The following is a 17387-nucleotide window of genomic DNA, read 5'->3' on the forward strand; positions in this document are numbered from 1 at the left end:
CGACAAATTACTGGTACCCAGAACCGCTGTACACCAAGGGCTTCCAGGTAAAGTGCGCCCCGTGGGACGCCTGTGAGGCACCACCCACCCGCAGCCCATGGACCCGTTCGCACGGGTCCGCACAAAGGTGACTGGAGAACTCCATGAAGCGGTTCGAGTGGCGCGACCGGATCCACGCCCTGGACGCAGAGGCCGACTGCGAACAGATCGTGCGCATCCTCAGCGCACACGAGTTTCCGTGGGACATCGAGCAGGCCCTGGGTCTGGCCCTGTACCGCACCTACGCCGTACCCAGCGTCGGCGAACTGCTGGGGCGGACCGGCGAGTTCACCGAGCGCACCCAGCGCCGATACGACGACACCGCGCTGATCCTCAACGACATCCTGGAGCACGGCTTCGGCCCCGGCAGAGGCCGGGACGCGCTGCGCCGGATGAACCAGATGCACCGCGCCTACGACATCAGCAACGACGACTACCTGTACGTGCTCAGCACGTTCGTGGTCATGCCCGTACGGTGGCTCAACGACTACGGCTACGGCTGGCGCAGGCTCACCGACCACGAGATCGCCGCCGGCACCAACTACTACCGCAAGCTCGGCAAGCACATGGGGATCAAGGACATCCCCGGAACCTACGCGGAGTTCCGTGAACTGATGGACTCCTACGAGCACGAGCACTTCGCCTACAGCGACGGAGGCCGGGCCGTCTCCGACGCCACCCTCGAACTGATGGTGAACTTCTACCCCGCCTGGCAGCGGCCGTTGGTACGCCCCTTCACCAAGGCGCTGCTGGACGAGCCTCTCATCCGTGCCTTCGGCTACCCCGAACCTTCGACCGCCTGGCGCAAGATCAGCTCCGGCGCCCTCAAACTGAGGGCGCGGATCGTACGGCTGATGCCCCCGCGCACCGAACCCCGCTTCGCCCGGCAGAGCCCCAACATCCGCAGCTACCCCGACGGCTACGACCCGTCCCGTATCGGCACCTTCCCCCAGGGATGCCCGGTGCCGCACGGCATGATCACCGAGGAGATCGCGGCCACGGGCTCCCGGGTCCCCGCCCCGGGCCAGGGCCTGGCACCGGCCTCCGCCTCCGAAGCCCTCACGACGACGCCGGAGACGGGGGAGCCCGAACCCACGGAGAGGTGACGTCCGCGGCCCCACCCATGGCACGCGGCCCGGCCGCGTGCCCTACCCCCCGCTTCTCCCTCCCTCCGAGGAACCGCAGGGAGCGTTCCGCCCTCCACAGCCGGGCCCACAACCTGAACGTCGAGGCCGACCGCGCACGGAGCATACGGATCCTTGACGCCCACGAGTTCCCTTGGAACTCGGGACGGGCCTCGGTGAGCGCGCCCCGCGACGGCCCGTGGCCGTGGCGCACGACGTGGACCCGGCCGGTGACGAGGTCGCGACCCGCGTCGGGTTCCTCCCCGCCCCCGTCTCAACGGCCCAGGCGCCTCCACAGGGCGCGCGGCATCAACCGCATCCCGGCGAAGAGCGGTCGCAGTACACGCGGTGCCCACACGGTCGTGGCACCAGAGCGCAGACCGCCCGCGACCACCTCGGCGACCTGGGCGGGGGTCGTGGGAAAGGGCGCCGGATCCACGTGCGCGGACATGCGTGTGGGCACGTAGCCGGGCCGGACCACCAGCACACGCGCGCCGGAGCCGTGCAGGGAGTCGGCCAGACCCTGCGCGAAACCGTCCAGGCCCGCCTTGGCCGAACCGTAGACGAAGTTGAACCTGCGCACCCGCACCCCGGCCACGGAGGAGAGCACCACCAGCGTCCCGTGTCCCTGTTCGCGCAGACGGGCGGCCACGGCCAGGCCCGCGGACACGTGTCCGGTGTAGTTGACGGTGGCGGCGCGCGCGGCGGCGACCGGGTCGGCCTCGTACTCGGACTGTTCGCCCAGCACCCCGAAGGCGTCCACCACCACGTCCAGGTCGCCCACCAGCTTCACGGCCTCGGCCACGGTGCCGGTGTGGGTGTCGGCTCTGGCGGCGTCGAACTCCACCGAGTGCACGGTGGCGCCCGAACCCGTGAGCGCGTTCGGCACGGGGTCCACCCCGCCCCGCGCGGCCAGCACCACCTCGCGGGCCCCCTCCCTGACCAGCCGCTCGACGATGGCCAGTCCGATCTCGCTACGGCCGCCCAGCAGCAGTACGCTGCGCACCGATCCCACCGAGTCGCGCACGGCGCTCCCCGTCCCTTCCACAGTCGTCGCTCTCAGAGCAGTCGCAGGCGTCTGGCCATGTCGGAGATCAGGACCCCGTCGGGGTCGGCCCGGTCCCGGACCCGACGCCAGGCGGGAAGTTCCGGATACATGGCGTGCACGGTCTCGGCCCGGGCCCGGCTGTCCTTGGCCAGGTACAGGCGGCCTCCCGCCTCGGCCACCCGCTCGTCGAACCCGTGCAGCATCGCACCGAGTCCCGGCACGTCGGCGGGCAGGTCCACCGCCAAGGACCATCCCGGCCGGGGAAAGGACAGCGGTCCGGGCGTCGACCCGCCCATCCTCTTCAGGACCGCCAGGAACGAGGGCGCCCGCGCCGTGGACAGGTCCGCGGCGATACCGGCCAGGGTGTCCTCCTCCCCGAAGGGCACCACGAACTGGTACTGCACCACACCCAGACGCCCGTACATCCGGTTCCATCCGCGCAGGGCGTCCAGCGGGTGGAAGTAGGCGGTCACGGATCGCGCCTGGCCGCGTCTGCGGCGGGGCGCCCGTCCGTGGTGGAGGGCGTTGAACACACCGACGGTCCACGTGTTCACCACCCCCACCGGCGGGGTGAGGGGCGGGAGCGGCAGACTCGTGCTCCCGTACCGGAGAGGGTGTCGGCGCAGGGCGTGCGGCAGGTCGCCCGTGCGCGCGTGGTGGGCTCGGGTGACCACTCCCCTGCCAAGGTCCCCTCCCCGTGCGAACAGGTCCAACCAGGCCACCGAGTAGCGGTGGTCGGTGCGTGCCATGAGGTCCAGGGTGGCCTCCAGGTCCGCGGTCCGGTCGGTGTCCACCCGCATGTAGGCGGACTCGACCGGGATCACCGCGAGTGTCACCTCGGTGATCACCCCGGTCAGGCCCATGCCCCCGACCGTCGCCCAGAACAGGTCGGAGCCGTCACCTTCGGGGCGCAGACGGCGCGCGCTCCCATCGGACGTGACCAGGGTGAGCGCGCGTACGTGTGCGCCGAGGGAGCCGTCCGCCGGGTGGTTCTTACCGTGGACGTCGGCCGCGACCGCCCCGCCGAGGGTGACGTGACGGGTTCCGGGGGTGACGGGGACGAAGAGGCCGCGCTCCAGCAGGTGGGCGATGAGGCGGTCCATGCTGGTCCCCGCCGGCGCGGTGACCTCGCCGCGTTCGACGTCCAGGCGCACGGGACCGGTCAGTCCGGTGCAGTCCAGCACCACTCCCCCCGCGTCCTGGGCGGCGTCTCCGTAGGAGCGACCGAGCCCGCGCGGCAGCGCTCCGCGTTCTCCGGCCCCCGCCAGTGCCTCGGCCACCTGCTCGGGTGTGCGCGGACGCACCACGTGGGCGGCCGTGGGCGAGGTGCGCCCCCACCCGTGCAGAAGGGTTCGCCGGTCGTTCACAGGTAGATCCCCAGTCCTACGAGCGTCACGAGCGCCACGAGTACGAGTTGCAGGGGGCGGTCGCGCAGAGCGATCTCCTCGGGTTCCTCGCCGACTCCCCGGGACACGAGCAGGTTGTAACGCAGGACGAGCATGATGAAGGGGACGATACTCACCGCGTGGAAGAGCGTCAGTGGTCCGTCGCCCTGGTCCAGGGCCCAAAGACAGTAGGTGACGATCATGGCGCCCGAGGCCATGCTGCGGGTCTGGGACAGGTAGTCGGTGGTGTAGCCGCGCAGGGCGGGTCGGATCGCCTCCGCGCCCTCGTCCCCGACCCCTCCGGCGCGCAGTTCGGCCTCGCGTTTACCGACCACCACCAACAGCGCGGCCAACGACACCACGATGACGAACCATGAGGTCAGCGGCACCCCGACCGCCACGCCCCCCGCGACGGCGCGCAGCACGTGACAGGCGGCGACCGCGACCAGGTCGACCACCACGAGGTCCTTGAGGCGGTGGGTGTAGGCCAGCGTGAGCAGCACATACCCGGTGAGCAGGAGGGACGGCGCGATGTCGTCCAGGAGCAGGGAGGCCGACGGCGCGGCGACGCAGAGCACGCTCCCCGCGGTCACGGCCACGGGGACCGGGAGGTCTCCGGAGGCGACCGGCCGGTGACGCTTGCGCGGGTGCGCGCGGTCACGATGGACGTCGTGGGCGTCGTTGAGCAGGTAGGTACCGCTCGCCGCCACGCAGAACAGGACGAACACCGCCAGGCAGGTCGCCGCTGTCTCGGGGCGGGTGAGCGCCCCGGCCGCGGCGGGGGCCGCCAGGACGAGCAGGTTCTTCAGCCACTGTCGAGGGCGGCATGCCCGGAGGAGGGCGGCCGCCCTCCCCAGGACGCCGTGCCGGCCCTCGTCCACCGCGGCCCCCGGGTCCGGGACCCCTTTCGTCACCATGGCCCCGAGGCGGGAACGCCCGCACCGGCGCGCCCGAGCGGGCGCACCGGTGCGGGGTGGGTGGGGAGATCAGCCGTGGTGGTCACTGCGGCGACCGGTGAGGAGCAGGATGACGGCGATGCCGATGAATCCGACACCGACCACGAGGCTGACGATGGGCAGGGTGGTGTGCAGCAGGGGGAGCATGGTACGGCCCGCGTCAGCTTTGTCCACGGCGTTCTGGATCGACTCGTCGTTGGAGACCAGGTCGGCGTCCAGGATGGTCAGGACCTCCTCCCCGTCCACGACGACGACGCGGTTCTGAGCCTCGCCGATCTTCAGGGGGGAGCCGGTGACGGGCTCGATCCAGTAGGTGCGAGTGATGGAGAAGACCTCGTCGCCCGTGACGTCGCCGTCGCCCTCCAGGCCGGCCACCGAGCGCGGCAGGGTGCGTTCCCCGACGACCTCGTCCTCGACCTCCTGGACGAACTTGTACGTCTCGACCCCCTTGACCTCCTCGGTCCCCTGGAAGCGCATGGGGACGTTCTCCTGGACGGTGGTCTCGAAGAAGTCGTGGTCGCGCTGCTCCGTGAAGAAGGGGAACTTCCACGCCTGGCCGTTCTGGGCGACGGCCTCGTCGTTGATCATGGCGTCACAGCAGTCGACGGCCTCACCGGTGACGCGGTCGTGCCCGGCCCGACGGCTGGTGGAGGTGATGCCGAAGTCGGTGTCGGCGTCCCTGAGCCAGGTGAACTGGTCCCACACCACCGTCTCGTCGGTGCTGGAGGCCACGTCGGCCCGGATGGTCGAGTTGGCCTCCAGGTTGGCGTTCTCGACCAGCTCCACGTCCTCGATGTTGAAGTAGGTGGCCCCCTCGGCGGTGAGGACCGTCTCGCTGTAGTAGTCCAGGGGGGTCTTCATCAGGGAGCTCGACAGCCACGTACGCGTCATGGGTGCAAGGGCGAGGAAGAAGACCCCAAACGCGACGAGAACGACCGCAACAGTACGGCGCATGTGCCCTCCTGGGCGTATGAGAGTCCAGATCTGGAACTGGGTCCAAGGCATATTCGGAGGGCGCGCGTCATCGCCTTACCACGTGCGGCGTCCATCGAACACACCCTTATGAAACTAGGTTCAGTTCCGGGTAGAGTACTGCCCGGTAGGGAACGGCGTCACCAGGGCGTGTCGAAATTTTTATAACACGTTCTAGTGAACGACGTTCCGCACTCCTCCCCGTATCTGGAAGGCCCATGGCGCCCACTCCCACCGCGCCCGAGGAGCCCACCGGCGCCCCCTCCGGCGGCGCACGCACCCCCTCGTCGGCCCCCGATCCCGCACTGGTCCTGCCCCAGGTGAGTGGTCGACACGAAAGCCTGGACGGCATCCGCGCCATGGCCGCCATGATGGTCCTGGTCTTCCACGTGGCGACCGAGACCGGTGACTCCCTGGCGCCCGGGGTGGTCGGCGGGCTGCTCTCCGCCTTCGACCTGGCCGTGCCCCTGTTCTTCGCCCTGTCCGGGGTCCTGCTGTACAGGCCCTGGGCCCGTGCCGCCCTGTCCGGGGTGCGCGGGCCGCGTGCCCGTCCCTACCTGTGGCGCCGTGCCGCGCGCGTGTTCCCCGCCTACTGGTTGGTGGCCGTGGTGGCGCTGCTCGTCTACTCCCAGGAGGAGATCGGCTCGCCCAGGTACTGGTGGGAGGTCCTGAGCCTGACCTTCGTCTTCGACACCGACCCCTCCTGGGTGGGCACCGGCCCCTACGGCCTGGGCCAGATGTGGAGTCTGTCGGTGGAGGTGAGCTTCTACCTGCTGCTGCCGCTGTTCGGTCTGGTCCTGGCCCTGTGGGCACGCCGGGGCGGGGACGTGGACGCCCGCGGCAGACGCTTGCTCACCGGCTTGCTCGTGCTGGCCGTGCTGGGTCTGGCCGCACTGGTCCCGCAGTTCTATCCCGAGCCCCGCGAGTACATGCACGCCTGGCTCCCCCGGGCCATGGGGCTGTTCGCGGCGGGGATGGCGTTGGCCGTGCTCTCGGAGTGGGCCTGGCGCGAACCCGGCCCGGACGGTCCGGTGCGCCGTCTGTGCCGGACCATCGCGGCCTCCCCGGGGTTGTGCTGGCTGGTCGCGGGCGGATTCCTGGCCCTCAACGCCACCGACGCCACCGGTGGCCGTTTCATCGGCTCCGGCGACATCTGGACCTCGGCGGTGGACTCCCTGACGGGAATCGGCTTCGCCTTCTTCGTGATCGCGCCCGCCGCGCTGGCCCCCCGCCCCACCTCACCGCCGCTTCCGCTGCGGCGGCTCTCCGCGTGGCGGGGTGGCCGGTGGCTGGACACGCTGCTGCGGCACCGGGTGTGCCAGTTCCTCGCGAGGATCTCCTACGGCGTGTTCCTGTGGCAGTTCATGGTGCTGTACCTGTGGCGCGACTTCACCGGCCAGGAGATCTTCACCGGTTCCTTCTGGCTGGACGTGGTGCCCGTGACCCTCGGGACGATCCTGCTGGCCATGGCCACCCACCGATGGGTGGAGGAACCCTGCCGCCGTTGGTCCCGCAAGTTCTTCCGAACCTAGCCGAGCGCGGCCCGCGCCCGCTCGCGGACCCGGGGCGCGCCCGCCCGGGCCCCGTGCTCCTCAGTCCCCCGTCGCGCGCCCGTCCTCCTCCGAGGCCCAGGGGTCACCCTCCACGGTCGGCTCCATCTGACCTATCGACACCCAGCTCAGGCACAGCCCTCCCCGGTCCTCCTCGTCCTGGGGCACGAACACCGACAACTGCTCTCCGACCGCGCCCGCCGGCACATACCAGGTGCCGTTCTCCGACGCCGCGGGCAGCTCCACCTCGATCCAGTCGTCGCCCACCGCCACGACCACGTCGACGTCCTCCTCGGACGTGTAGCCCAGGGAGACGATCTGGTCCGAACCGCCGTCCGCGCGCACCGGCCAGGACATGAGCCCCTCCCAGGGCTCCAGGCAGTCGTCGGCCGGGCCCGGGGCGAACATGTAGCCGCCCTCCGAGGGCCGGGCCGGGACCAGGTAGCCCGCGTCGTTGAACACGTACGCGGTGTCGGACTCCTCGGGGTCGACCATCCTGCGGGCGACCTCGGGCGAGGCCAGCGGCGGCAACACCCAGGAGCTCAGGCGACGTTGACCGTTCCACTCCAGCACCACGTCCTCGGGGACCGGACGCGCGTACAGGCCGCCCTCCTCGGGCACGTCCGTCAGCGCCGCCCGCACGGTGTCCAGGTACCAGTGGAGACGGTCTCCGCTCAGGGTCTGGGCGTAGGCGTACGTGGAGTGGCCCGCGGCCGCCGCGTACACCACCGTCGCCAGCACCGCGGCCGTCCGAGCGCCACGCCGGGGCCGCACCCGGTAGGGCCCGACCGCGGTCTTCGCCCCCTCTCCCGCACCGCCGACCAGGGATCTGGCCCGCTCCTCCCGGGTGGGCAGGTAGGCCAGGGCCAGACACAGGGCGAACACCAGGGCCGCGTCCGCCACGTACCGGGGATCGGTGGCGGCCACGTCCTGGAAGCGCCCTCGCGCGATGATCGTCGGGACGATGTCCACGACCACCACATAACCCAGCAGCAACACCCAGGGCCGCCACGATCCGCGCCGGAACCACAGGCCGGTCAGCACGATCACCGCGAACACCGCCCAGGCGCCCAACACCACCACACCGCGCGGATCGATCAGACCGCCGGTCGGGGTGACCGGCCCCCATTCGAGGGGACCGCCCAGGGCACCGACCGGGAAGACCTCGGTGAGCAGTCCGCGCAACATCGTCAGCGCGGGCCGCGCCTCGGGCACCCCCGCTCCCTCTCCACCCTCCGAGGCGCGCATCCGCACGAGGTAGAACACCGTGTAGGCGACGAAGAGACCGGCCATCGCCGCCCAGAACGGCCGATGCAGCCTCCAGGCGCGGCGGGCCCCCGCGACCACCCCTCCCGGGTAGAGGTGGGCGACCGCCACTCCGAACAGCAGCAAAGGCAGGAACATCGCCTTGACCGTGAACGCCATGCCGAAGACCACCGCGCCACCCGCCCACCAGGCGGCGCGGGGATCTTCGGTGCGCAGGTGGCGCACGGTCCACAGCAGGGCGAGCACCATGGCGAGTTGGAAGGGGACCGCGTTGAGCGCCGCCGACCACCAGCCCAGGACGGGCACCGTCAGCGGGGCCAACGCGTACACCGTCAGCGGGATCAGCAGGGCCCGGCGACGACCGAACAGCACCCACAGCAGACGGAGGAGACCGAGCAGCGCGGCGGCCTGGAAGGCCAGCATGGAACCCGCGCTGAACCACCACTCGTAGGGCCACAACGTGGTCTGGAGATAGACGAGGAACAGGGCGCCCGGCATCAGGTGCCCCTTGTGCAGGGTGAACAGGTACTCCGGACTCAGGGTGCCCGCGTAGGCGGAGGCGAAGAACAGGTAGTCGTCCTCGACGAAGTAGGACTCGCTCAGAACGTACGCGCGCAGCCCCACGGCCACCGCGACCACCACAAGCCCCGCCAGTACAAGGCGATCACTCGCCAGCCGGCGGGTCGCGACCCCCACCGTACGCAGTCGCTCCCCGAGAGCGGGGCCCTCCTCCTCGATCTCGGAGTCCGAAGGTCGTACCCTTACCGCGGCGGATGTCTCCGGGGCCTTGGGACCCTCACTCGCCGTAGGGGGGACAGGCGGCATAGATTCCCTCCCGCCGCAGGTTGGCCAACCCGGAAGATGGGTGCCAGAATACAACACGTTCCACTTTCTTCCCCGGCCCTTACCGCAGGCCTTCCGGCTTTGCACGATCAGAACAGGAACATGATTCACCTTCGTGTCCCGCCGGGGTCGTGAGCACCGTGGAGGTGAGGCCGGTGGGACTCGAACAGGTACGCCGGGACTGGACCCGGCTGGGTTCCACCGAGCCCCTGTGGGCGGTGTGCGTGGACCCGCAGAAGCGGGACGGAGGCTGGGACGACGACGAGTTCCTCGCCTCGGGCCGAGCCGACATCGATCCGGCCGTGGCCCGATTGGAGGAACTGGGCATCCGCCCGGACGGCGGCCGTGTCCTGGACTTCGGCTGTGGCGCGGGACGGCTGTCCAACGCGTTGGCCGCCCACTTCGACGAGGTCGTGGGGGTGGACATCTCCGCGCCGATGCTGGCCGAGGCCCGCCGTCTGGACCGCTCCGGTGGCCGGATCACCTTCGCGCTGAACGAGCGCCCCGACCTGTCGATGTTCGAGGACGACTCCTTCGACCTCGTCTACACCGACCTCGTCCTGCAACACCTGCCTCCCGAGCTGGCCGAGGGTTACGTACGCGAGTTCGCGCGGGTGGTACGCCCCGGCGGCGCGATGGTGCTGGGTGTGCCCGAGTCCGAGCGGCGCACCTTCAAGGGGATGGTGTTCCGGTACGCCCCCTGGCCGCTGATCGCCCTGGCCCAGCGCGTGCTGCTGCGCTATCCGGCACCGATGCGGATGCACACCCTGCGTACCGAGAGGGTCGCCGCGCTGGTCCCCGAGGGCCGGATCGTCGCCTCCGACGAGTACTGGGGCGGGGACCACTGGCGCCATCTGCGCCACTACGTGGTGGTGGAGGAGGGACGATGACCTCCTCCGTGCCCCGCTCCGACGGCACCGTGGCCTTTCGCGCCACACTGGGCCGGTCGGTGGGGCTGTTCAACGCCTTCCGTCGGGAGCAGAGCGACCCCGCCCACTTCTACGGCACGTTGGCGAGGGACACCGTCGCGCAACTGCGCTCCTACACCCCCCTGCGGGGAAGGCTCGTGGCCGACGTGGGCGGTGGCCCCGGTTATTTCGCCGACGAACTGCGCGCCGCCGGTGCGCGTTGCCTGTGCGTGGACTCCGACGCCCACGAGATGAGACTGCACGGACGCGCGGCGGACGTCCACGGCGTCCAGGGCAGCGCGCTGGACCTGCCGCTGCGCAGCGACTCGGTGGATGTGTGCTTCTCCTCCAACGTGCTGGAACATGTGCCGGACCGCGTCCGGATGGCCGACGAGATGGTGCGGGTGACCCGGCCGGGCGGGCTGGTGTACCTGTCGTACACGCTGTGGCTGTCGCCGTGGGGCGGGCACGAGACCTCGCCGTGGCACTACCTGGGCGGCGCCTACGCCGCCGAACGGTTCGCACGCAGGCACGGACGTCGGCCCAAGAACGACTTCGGCAACACCATGTACGCCGCGTACGCCAAGGAGATGCTGCGGTGGGTCCGCCGACGCACCGATGTGGACCCCGTGGACATCCGCCCTCGTTACCTGCCCGGATGGGCCAAACCGATCGTGCACGTCCCCCTGCTGCGCGAGATCGTCACGTGGAACCTGCTGTTGGTGCTGCGCAAGCGCGGGGAGCACGCACCCGGACCTCCCACCCCCTGACCGCGTGTCCGGTGGACGCGGGGCGCTCGGAATCCTCATCGGTCCGGGGTGAGGAAGAGCGCTCCGATCACACGGCCATCGGCCTCGGCGACCGTGAACGTCCAACCGCCCACGGTGACCTCCTCCCCCGGCCCGTCGGGGATGTGGCCGAGCAGGACCAGGACCATTCCGGCGATGGTGACGTAGCTTCCCTCCGGCCGGTCGGTGAGGACGACTCCGAGGTCCTCCAGTTCGTGGACGGGATAGGAGCCGGGAAGTCGCAGGGCACCGTCCTCCAGACGTGTGGGGACGGCCTCCGTCGTGTCGGTCTCGTCATAGATCTCACCGACGACCTCCTCCAGCAGGTCCTCCAGACTGACGATGCCGCTGACACCCCCGCTCTCACCGATCACGACGGCCAACTGCTGACGCTCCATGGTCATCCGGTGCAGTGCCGAGGAGACCGTCAAGGAGACGGGCAGCAGAAGCGGCTTGCGGGCCAGGCCCCCCGCCTCGCCCTCGCCCCGGATCAGGTCGGACCAGTGCACGACCCCCACGACGTCGTCCACGTCTCCGTCGACCACCGGGGCACGGGAGTGACCGTGTTCGGCGAGCAGCAGGGCCGCCTCCCTCGCGGGTGTACCGGCCGGAACCGTGTCCACCTCGGGACGTGGAACCAGGACCTGACGCAGTGTCCGCTCGGTGATGTCGAAGGCGCCCGACAGAATGGTGCGCTGCTCGGCTGTCATACCGCCCTGGGTCGCGATCATGTCACGCAGCTCCTCCTGGGTGGTCTCCTCCCGGTCACCCCGGGGGTCCACCCCGCCCAGGCGGACGACCAGGTCGGTGGAGACGCTGAGCAGCCACACCACGGGCCGGGAGAGCACGGCCAACGCGTCGAGCGGCCGGGCCACGAGCAGCGCCCAGGACTCGGCGCGCTGCATGGCGATGCGTTTGGGGGCCAACTCCCCCAGGACCAGGGTGGCGAAGGTGAGCACGATGGTGACCAGGACGACCGAGACCGGGGCCGCGTAGGAACCGAGGAAACCCAACGGCTCGACCAGGGGCCGGGCCAGGGAGACGGCCGCGGTGGCGGAGGCGAGGAATCCGGCGAGGGTGATGCCGATCTGGATGGTGGCCAGGAACCGGTTGGGATCACGGGCCAGCCTGGCCACCGCACGACCCCCCGGCCCTTGCCCCTCCAGCCGTCTGATCTGCCCCTCCCGCAGGGTGATCAACGCGATCTCACTGCCCGCGAACACGGCGTTGGCCACGATCAGGACCAGCACGAGGCCGATCTGGACCTCGTAGCCCTCCATGGGATTCCCCCAGATCGACTGTAGACGCCCGAAACAGGAGGTTCCTTCCCCCAGACCCACGAACCACACACCGGACGAGGTCGGATCACCGCCTCCGGAGCGGACGTGGCGCCCGTCCCCCGCCGCCTTCCCCGCTCACGTCCGAGGTGTCCGAGAGCCGTGCGCGCCTCGCTCCGGCCTCTCCGGAGCCCTGCGCGGAGAGCGCGCGTGAGGTCCCGGTCCCGCGCAGGGGCGTTCTCGGCGCTCCAGCTCGATGCCGGCCCTCTGCGCCGACCCCGGCTCCTCCCGAGTGAGCGGCGCGGCGATCGGCGCACCTCCACCACACGCCGTCCTCGTGGCCGTCTTCCGCTCCCCTCCACGTCGTGCGGCCCGCCTAGATGTGATGCCCCGGTGAGAAGAGGGGCCCGTGGTGAACGCGAACGCCCGGCCTGGGTCGTCCCTGGCCGGGCGTTCGGGAATGGACGCGCGTGCGCGGTACCGGTCGGTACTACTTGCGCTTCTTGATCTCCTCGGTCAGCTGCGGAGCCACGGTGTGCAGGTCGCCCACCACTCCGAAGTCGGCCAGCTCGAAGATCGGCGCCTCGGGGTCCTTGTTGATCGCGACGATGTTCTTCGCGGTCTGCATGCCCGCACGGTGCTGGATCGCGCCGGAGATGCCCAGGGCCACGTACAGGTTCGGGCTGACCGTCTTACCGGTCTGGCCGACCTGGAACTGGTTCGGGTACCAACCGGAGTCGACGGCGGCCCGAGAGGCGCCCACGGCCCCGCCCAGGACGTCGGCGAGGTTCTCGACGACGGAGAAGTCGTCGGAGCCGACACCGCGACCACCGGAGACCACGACCGCGGCCTCGGTGAGCTCGGGACGCTCGCCCTGCTCCTCGTGGACGCGCTCGATGACCTTGGCGGTCTTGGCGGCGTCGGAGACCTCCACCGACACGGCCTCCTCGGCGGCGGCGCCGGAGGAGGGCTCGGCCGGGATGGAGTTGGGACGTACGGCCACGACGGGCACACCGGTGCGCACCCGGGCGTGGGTGATGACGGAGCCACCGAAGATGCTGTGCTCGGCGACGACGTCGGCGTCGACGTCCACCACGTCGGTGAGCACGCCCGAGCCCAGCTTGACGGCGGTACGTCCCGCGATCTCCTTGTTCTCGGCGGTGGCCGAGACCAGGATCGCGGCGGCGCCCTTGTCCTGGGCGAGCTTGGTGAGCAGCTCGGCCTTGGGGGCGACCACGTGGTCGTTCAGTTCGGCGGAGGCCACGTAGACCTTCTCCGCGCCGTACTCCGCCAGCGTGGCCTTGCCCGACTCCACGCCGTCGCCGACCCACACGGCCGCGGGCTCGCCGATACGGCGGGCGGCGGTGAGCAGCTCGCTGGTGACCTTCTTGACCTGTCCGTCGACGTGGTCGACGAGGACGAGGACCTCAGCCATAATCCTTGAACCTTCCTGAGTCTCTCGCCGTACCTACACGAACTTCTTCTCGACGAGGAATTCGGCGAGCTTGGTCCCGCCGTCGCCCTCGTCCTTGATGACCGTGCCGGCGGCACGCGGCGGCGCGTCGGCGAAGTCGACGGTCTCGGTGGTGGCGTTGGCCAGCCCCACCCGGGTCGTGTCGATGCCCGCGTCGGCGGCGGACTTCTTGTCGACCGGCTTCTTCTTCGCCTGCATGATGAGCTTGAAGGACGGGTAGCGGGGCTCGTTGATCTTCTCGACCACGGACACCACCGCCGGGAGCCGGGCTTCGACGACGTCGTAGCCGTAGTCGGTCTGACGCTGGATCCTGATGGTGTCGCCGTCGATGTCGACCTTGCGCGCGAAGGTGAGCTGCGGCAGCCCCAGGTACTCGGCCAGAGCGGCGCCGACGACGCCGGTACGGGCGTCGGTGGACTCCGAGCCCAGCACGACCACGTCGTACTCGATGCCGCCCAGGGCCTGCGCCAGGGCGTAGGCGCTCTGGAGCGCGTCCGAGCCGTGGATCGCCTCGTCGTTGACGAAGACGGCCTTGTCCGCACCCATGGACAGGGCCTTGCGGATGGAGTCGGTGGCCTGGTCCGGGCCCATCGTCAGGATGGTGACCTCGCCACCGTGCTTCTCCTTGAGCTGGAGAGCCTCTTCGATCGCGTACTCGTCGAGCTCGTTGATGACGCCGTCGGACGCTGCGCGGTCGAGCGTCTTGTCATCGGCGTTGAGCTTCCGCTCGGTCGCCGTGTCCGGGACCTGCTTGACCAAAACGACAATATTCATGGCCGGTGGCCGACCTCCCTGCACTCCATGATCCGCCGTGAGGCGGCCGGACGCTGGCGCGCCCCCTGATGCCAACAATGCCGAATGCCGTTCGGCCATCCGGCGGCGGGGCCGCCTTACGACCGGTCCCGCGATGTGCTCATGCCTCAAATGTTACTGGCTAGTAGCTTGGGGGCCAAGCCGCGGCCCCCGGTGTGACTGAGGCAACCCTAACCATCTCCGTTCCATCGATCGCCACCACCCCGCCCTCCCGCGGTTCACCAGCGCCGACGTCGAACATGGGGGTCCTCGATGCCCGCTTTCCACCCTAGTCGCAACGAGCTCCGTCGGAACCGGTCACACCACCGGTGGAGGTCCGTGAAAGCGAGGACGCCCCCTTCCCGTGACGGGCGGGGGCGCCGCGCTCCGGAGCCGTACGAGATCGGTCGGGCACCCTCGGGGAGGGCGGACACCACCGAACGGACGCGGATCAGGAGAACCAGTCCGAGGGGCCGCCGAACGGGCTCCACTCCGGAGCGGCGGTGAGTCCGATGGACAGGACCAACATGGTCAGCAACAGGACGCCGATGATCACGCCGATGTACACGTACAGGTTGTGGAAGCGCACCCGTTCCACCAGCCAGACCGCCTGGTGTCTGGCCTCGCGTCCACTGGGCATGATGTAGCTGAGCAGGATCATCACGAAGATGGCGAACGCACCGGTGTAGTTGGCCCCCTCACCAGGCACGTCCATGAGGGAGGCGTAGATCATGCCGACCAGGATTCCGGCGAGCAGGTAGACCAGACCGAACCCGACCGTGCGCAACGCCATGCGCCCGAAGGCCCAGGGGAAACTGAGCGCGACCACCATGGTGTCGGAACTGCGCGGTCCCCGCGTCTGTAGCCGGCGGGCGTGCTCGGCCTTGACCACGTCCAGGGCGCTCAACCCGGCGATGAGCACCACACCCAGCAGGACGCCGAACCAGGGGAACCACAGGGCCACCCCGGCCAACAGGACCATGACGGGGACGAGCACCAGCGGATGCATCCGCCAGACCTGCTCCTCGTAGTAGTCGTCATGGTCGTCGTACTCACCGGTGTCGCCGCGGAAGTAGTCGCCCACCCGGTCGTTGCTGCCCCGCCTGAAACGGCTCAGCCAACCGCCACCACCGCCGTAGTCCTCCTCGTCGAACTCCTGGGTCCGCGTGTGACGACGACCGTCGTCCACGGGCGTGAGGATGTCGGCGAAGTCGCCCTTGTGCAATGGGGTGTTGAAGAACTGTGTCTGCGGCGCCTGCTGATCCTCCTCGTGCCGGGCCACGGGGTGCCCACCGTGATCGGCCGCGTCCACGGGGTCCAGCATCATGGTGCCCTGCGGGTCCTCACGCGCGAGCTCCTGGGGCTGGATGAGCCGGGTGCCCTGCGCGTCGTCCGGATCCTCGCCCCCGCTCACGGGGTCGATCCGCATCGTCCCCTGCGGATCGTACGGATCGTCCGCACCGCCGGGGGTGATCGGCTCGGTCCCCTGGGACCCGCCCGGATCGTCGGTGGACCCGGGGCCGTCGTGCGGACCGCCCGAGTGGGCGGCGTGGGTCGAGCGTGGGGGATCCTTCGGAAGCGACCAGGAGGCCGCGGCCGGGTCGGCGCCACCACTGGTGTGGGAGGGCCCCCAGCCCTCGTCTCCTTTGGCGGCGCGGCCGGCGAGGTAACCCATGGCTCCCCCGAGGCCGGCTCCGGCGGCGCCCGCGGCCGCGGCGCCGCCCAGGCCGCCACCGGCCCCACCCGCCTCGCCACCGCCCCTGGTCCCACCCAGGTGGCCGCCCGCGGCCGGGTTGTAGATGGTGTGGTTGCCGGTCAGCCCGGTCCGACTCCCCGGGTCCTCGGTCCAGGGCAGGTCGAGATTGAGGCGGCTGGTCTCCTCCACGAGCTCCGCGGCCGTGGGTCGGCGGGCCATGTCCCGGGAGACGGCGCGGTTGACCAGGGGCCGCAGCGCCTCGTGCATCCCGTCCATGTCGATCTCGCCGTTGAGGATGCGGAAGAAGATGACCTCGAAGGAGCCCGCGCCGTAGGGCGGACGTCCGGTGGAGGCGAAGGCGACGGTTCCGCCCCAGGCGTGGATGTCGGTGGCCGGCCCCAGGTCCGTACCCTCGATGACTTCCGGGGACAGGTAACTGGGCGTACCGACGAACGTACCGGTCTGGGTGAGCTTGGCGCCGTCCACGGCGTGGGCGATACCGAAGTCGATGACGATCGGCTCACCGTTGGAGATGATGACGTTGCCGGGTTTGAGGTCGCGGTGGATCACCTCCACCGCGTGGATGTCCTTGATCGCCCGGGCCAGCCCGGTCACGAACCGCGTGAGCGCGCGACCGCGCAGGGGCCCGTGGTCGGTGACGGTCGCGTCCAGGGTCGGTCCGGGAATGTACTCGGTGACCACCCACGGCAGTTCGGCCTGGGTGTCCGCCTCGATGACCTCGGCCACGTTGGGACTGTGCACCCGGCGCATGGTCTCGACCTCGCGGGCGAGCCGGGCCCGGGCGATGTGGTCTCCCGCGACCTCGGGCTTGAGGACCTTCACCGCGACGAACTGCTCGGTCCGGGGGTCCTCGGCCTGGTACACCACGCCCATGCCGCCCTGCCCGATACGGCGGCGGATCACGTAATGGCCGATGCGCTCCGGCAGCTCCTCGCCCATGGGGAAACCTGCCGACATTGCCATCGAGAACTCATCCCCTCAAAAGACCGCATACCGCCACGTCCAGCTTATCGGCCGGGGGGATGGGTCAACCTTGGCTTGTGTGGCCCGTGCGGGGCCCGTTCGGTCGCTTCCGCGCCTGCGTGGTACGGGCCCGGCAGACGCGTACGTGCTCGGAGGACCACCACGAGTATGACGGAAAACTCGGGCACACGGTTCCCCCCTCTTCGCGCGTGGGCCGGCCGGATGCGGACGCTCGGGGCTTCCCCTCACGCTACGCGACCCGGCGAAAGCCGTAGAACATCCTGA

General features: G+C 70.2%; 13 protein-coding genes. 4 read left to right on the forward strand and 9 right to left on the reverse strand.

The annotated features are described in order from the left end of the window. Positions 1-143: 143 nt before the first annotated feature. Positions 144-1145: an oxygenase MpaB family protein gene (locus tag PFX91_RS14735; RefSeq protein WP_285732187.1), complete on the forward strand. Its 1002-nt coding sequence runs from the start codon at positions 144-146 to the stop codon at positions 1143-1145. A 292-nt stretch (positions 1146-1437) separates the two neighbouring features. Here PFX91_RS14735 and dprE2 read toward each other — a convergent pair whose 3' ends face one another. The 4 genes from dprE2 to pgfA all read right to left on the reverse strand — a co-directional run bounded on the left by dprE2 (position 1438) and on the right by pgfA (position 5506). Then, the gene (gene dprE2 / locus PFX91_RS14740) at positions 1438-2190 is read right to left on the reverse strand and encodes a decaprenylphospho-beta-D-erythro-pentofuranosid-2-ulose 2-reductase (protein ID WP_285732189.1); all 753 of its coding nucleotides are present in this window, start codon (positions 2188-2190) and stop codon (positions 1438-1440) included. Positions 2191-2222: 32 nt separating this feature from the next. Beyond that, complete coding sequence (gene dprE1, locus PFX91_RS14745) at positions 2223-3578, reverse strand: FAD-binding oxidoreductase (RefSeq protein ID WP_285732191.1); 1356 nt, start codon at positions 3576-3578, stop codon at positions 2223-2225. Beyond that, positions 3575-4513: a decaprenyl-phosphate phosphoribosyltransferase gene (locus PFX91_RS14750; protein ID WP_285732193.1), complete on the reverse strand. Its 939-nt coding sequence runs from the start codon at positions 4511-4513 to the stop codon at positions 3575-3577. Before PFX91_RS14750 ends, dprE1 begins: the two co-directional genes overlap by 4 nt. 69 nt (positions 4514-4582) lie before the next feature. Next, on the reverse strand, positions 4583-5506 hold the full coding sequence (pgfA, locus tag PFX91_RS14755) for a cell envelope lipid trafficking protein PgfA (RefSeq protein ID WP_285732195.1): 924 nt from the start codon (positions 5504-5506) through the stop codon (positions 4583-4585). 236 nt (positions 5507-5742) lie between these two features. On the opposite strand from pgfA, the gene PFX91_RS14760 reads away from it, so the two are divergent. After that, complete coding sequence (locus PFX91_RS14760) at positions 5743-7056, forward strand: acyltransferase family protein (protein WP_285732197.1); 1314 nt, start codon at positions 5743-5745, stop codon at positions 7054-7056. Positions 7057-7116: 60 nt separating this feature from the next. Here the strand turns inward: PFX91_RS14760 and PFX91_RS14765 are convergent, their stop codons facing one another. Next, complete coding sequence (locus tag PFX91_RS14765) at positions 7117-9165, reverse strand: hypothetical protein (RefSeq protein ID WP_285732198.1); 2049 nt, start codon at positions 9163-9165, stop codon at positions 7117-7119. Between the two features lie 173 nt (positions 9166-9338). Between PFX91_RS14765 and PFX91_RS14770 the strand changes: the two genes are divergently transcribed. Together PFX91_RS14770 and PFX91_RS14775 are read left to right on the forward strand one after the other, a co-directional pair. Then, positions 9339-10073, forward strand: coding sequence for a class I SAM-dependent methyltransferase (locus PFX91_RS14770; protein ID WP_352231680.1), 735 nt, complete (start codon positions 9339-9341; stop codon positions 10071-10073). Then, a complete protein-coding gene (locus PFX91_RS14775; protein WP_285732200.1) occupies positions 10070-10861 on the forward strand; it encodes a class I SAM-dependent methyltransferase in 792 nt (263 codons plus the stop codon). Before PFX91_RS14770 ends, PFX91_RS14775 begins: the two co-directional genes overlap by 4 nt. Positions 10862-10896: 35 nt before the next feature. Here the strand turns inward: PFX91_RS14775 and PFX91_RS14780 are convergent, their stop codons facing one another. The 4 genes from PFX91_RS14780 to PFX91_RS14795 form a co-directional block, all read right to left on the reverse strand. Beyond that, on the reverse strand, positions 10897-12159 hold the full coding sequence (locus PFX91_RS14780) for a hemolysin family protein (protein WP_285732202.1): 1263 nt from the start codon (positions 12157-12159) through the stop codon (positions 10897-10899). Between the two features lie 487 nt (positions 12160-12646). Beyond that, positions 12647-13591 (reverse strand): electron transfer flavoprotein subunit alpha/FixB family protein, encoded by a 945-nt coding sequence (locus PFX91_RS14785; RefSeq protein ID WP_285732204.1) that lies wholly within the window; start codon positions 13589-13591, stop codon positions 12647-12649. A gap of 33 nt (positions 13592-13624) precedes the next feature. Next, positions 13625-14404, reverse strand: a complete 780-nt coding sequence (locus PFX91_RS14790; protein WP_285732207.1) for an electron transfer flavoprotein subunit beta/FixA family protein — start codon at positions 14402-14404, stop codon at positions 13625-13627. A 469-nt stretch (positions 14405-14873) separates the two neighbouring features. After that, positions 14874-17102: a protein kinase domain-containing protein gene (locus PFX91_RS14795; RefSeq protein ID WP_285732209.1), complete on the reverse strand. Its 2229-nt coding sequence runs from the start codon at positions 17100-17102 to the stop codon at positions 14874-14876. Positions 17103-17387 lie beyond the last annotated feature (285 nt).

Origin of the sequence: Nocardiopsis sp. ATB16-24 (assembly GCF_030271535.1) — a bacterium.
GTDB lineage: Bacteria > Actinomycetota > Actinomycetes > Streptosporangiales > Streptosporangiaceae > Nocardiopsis.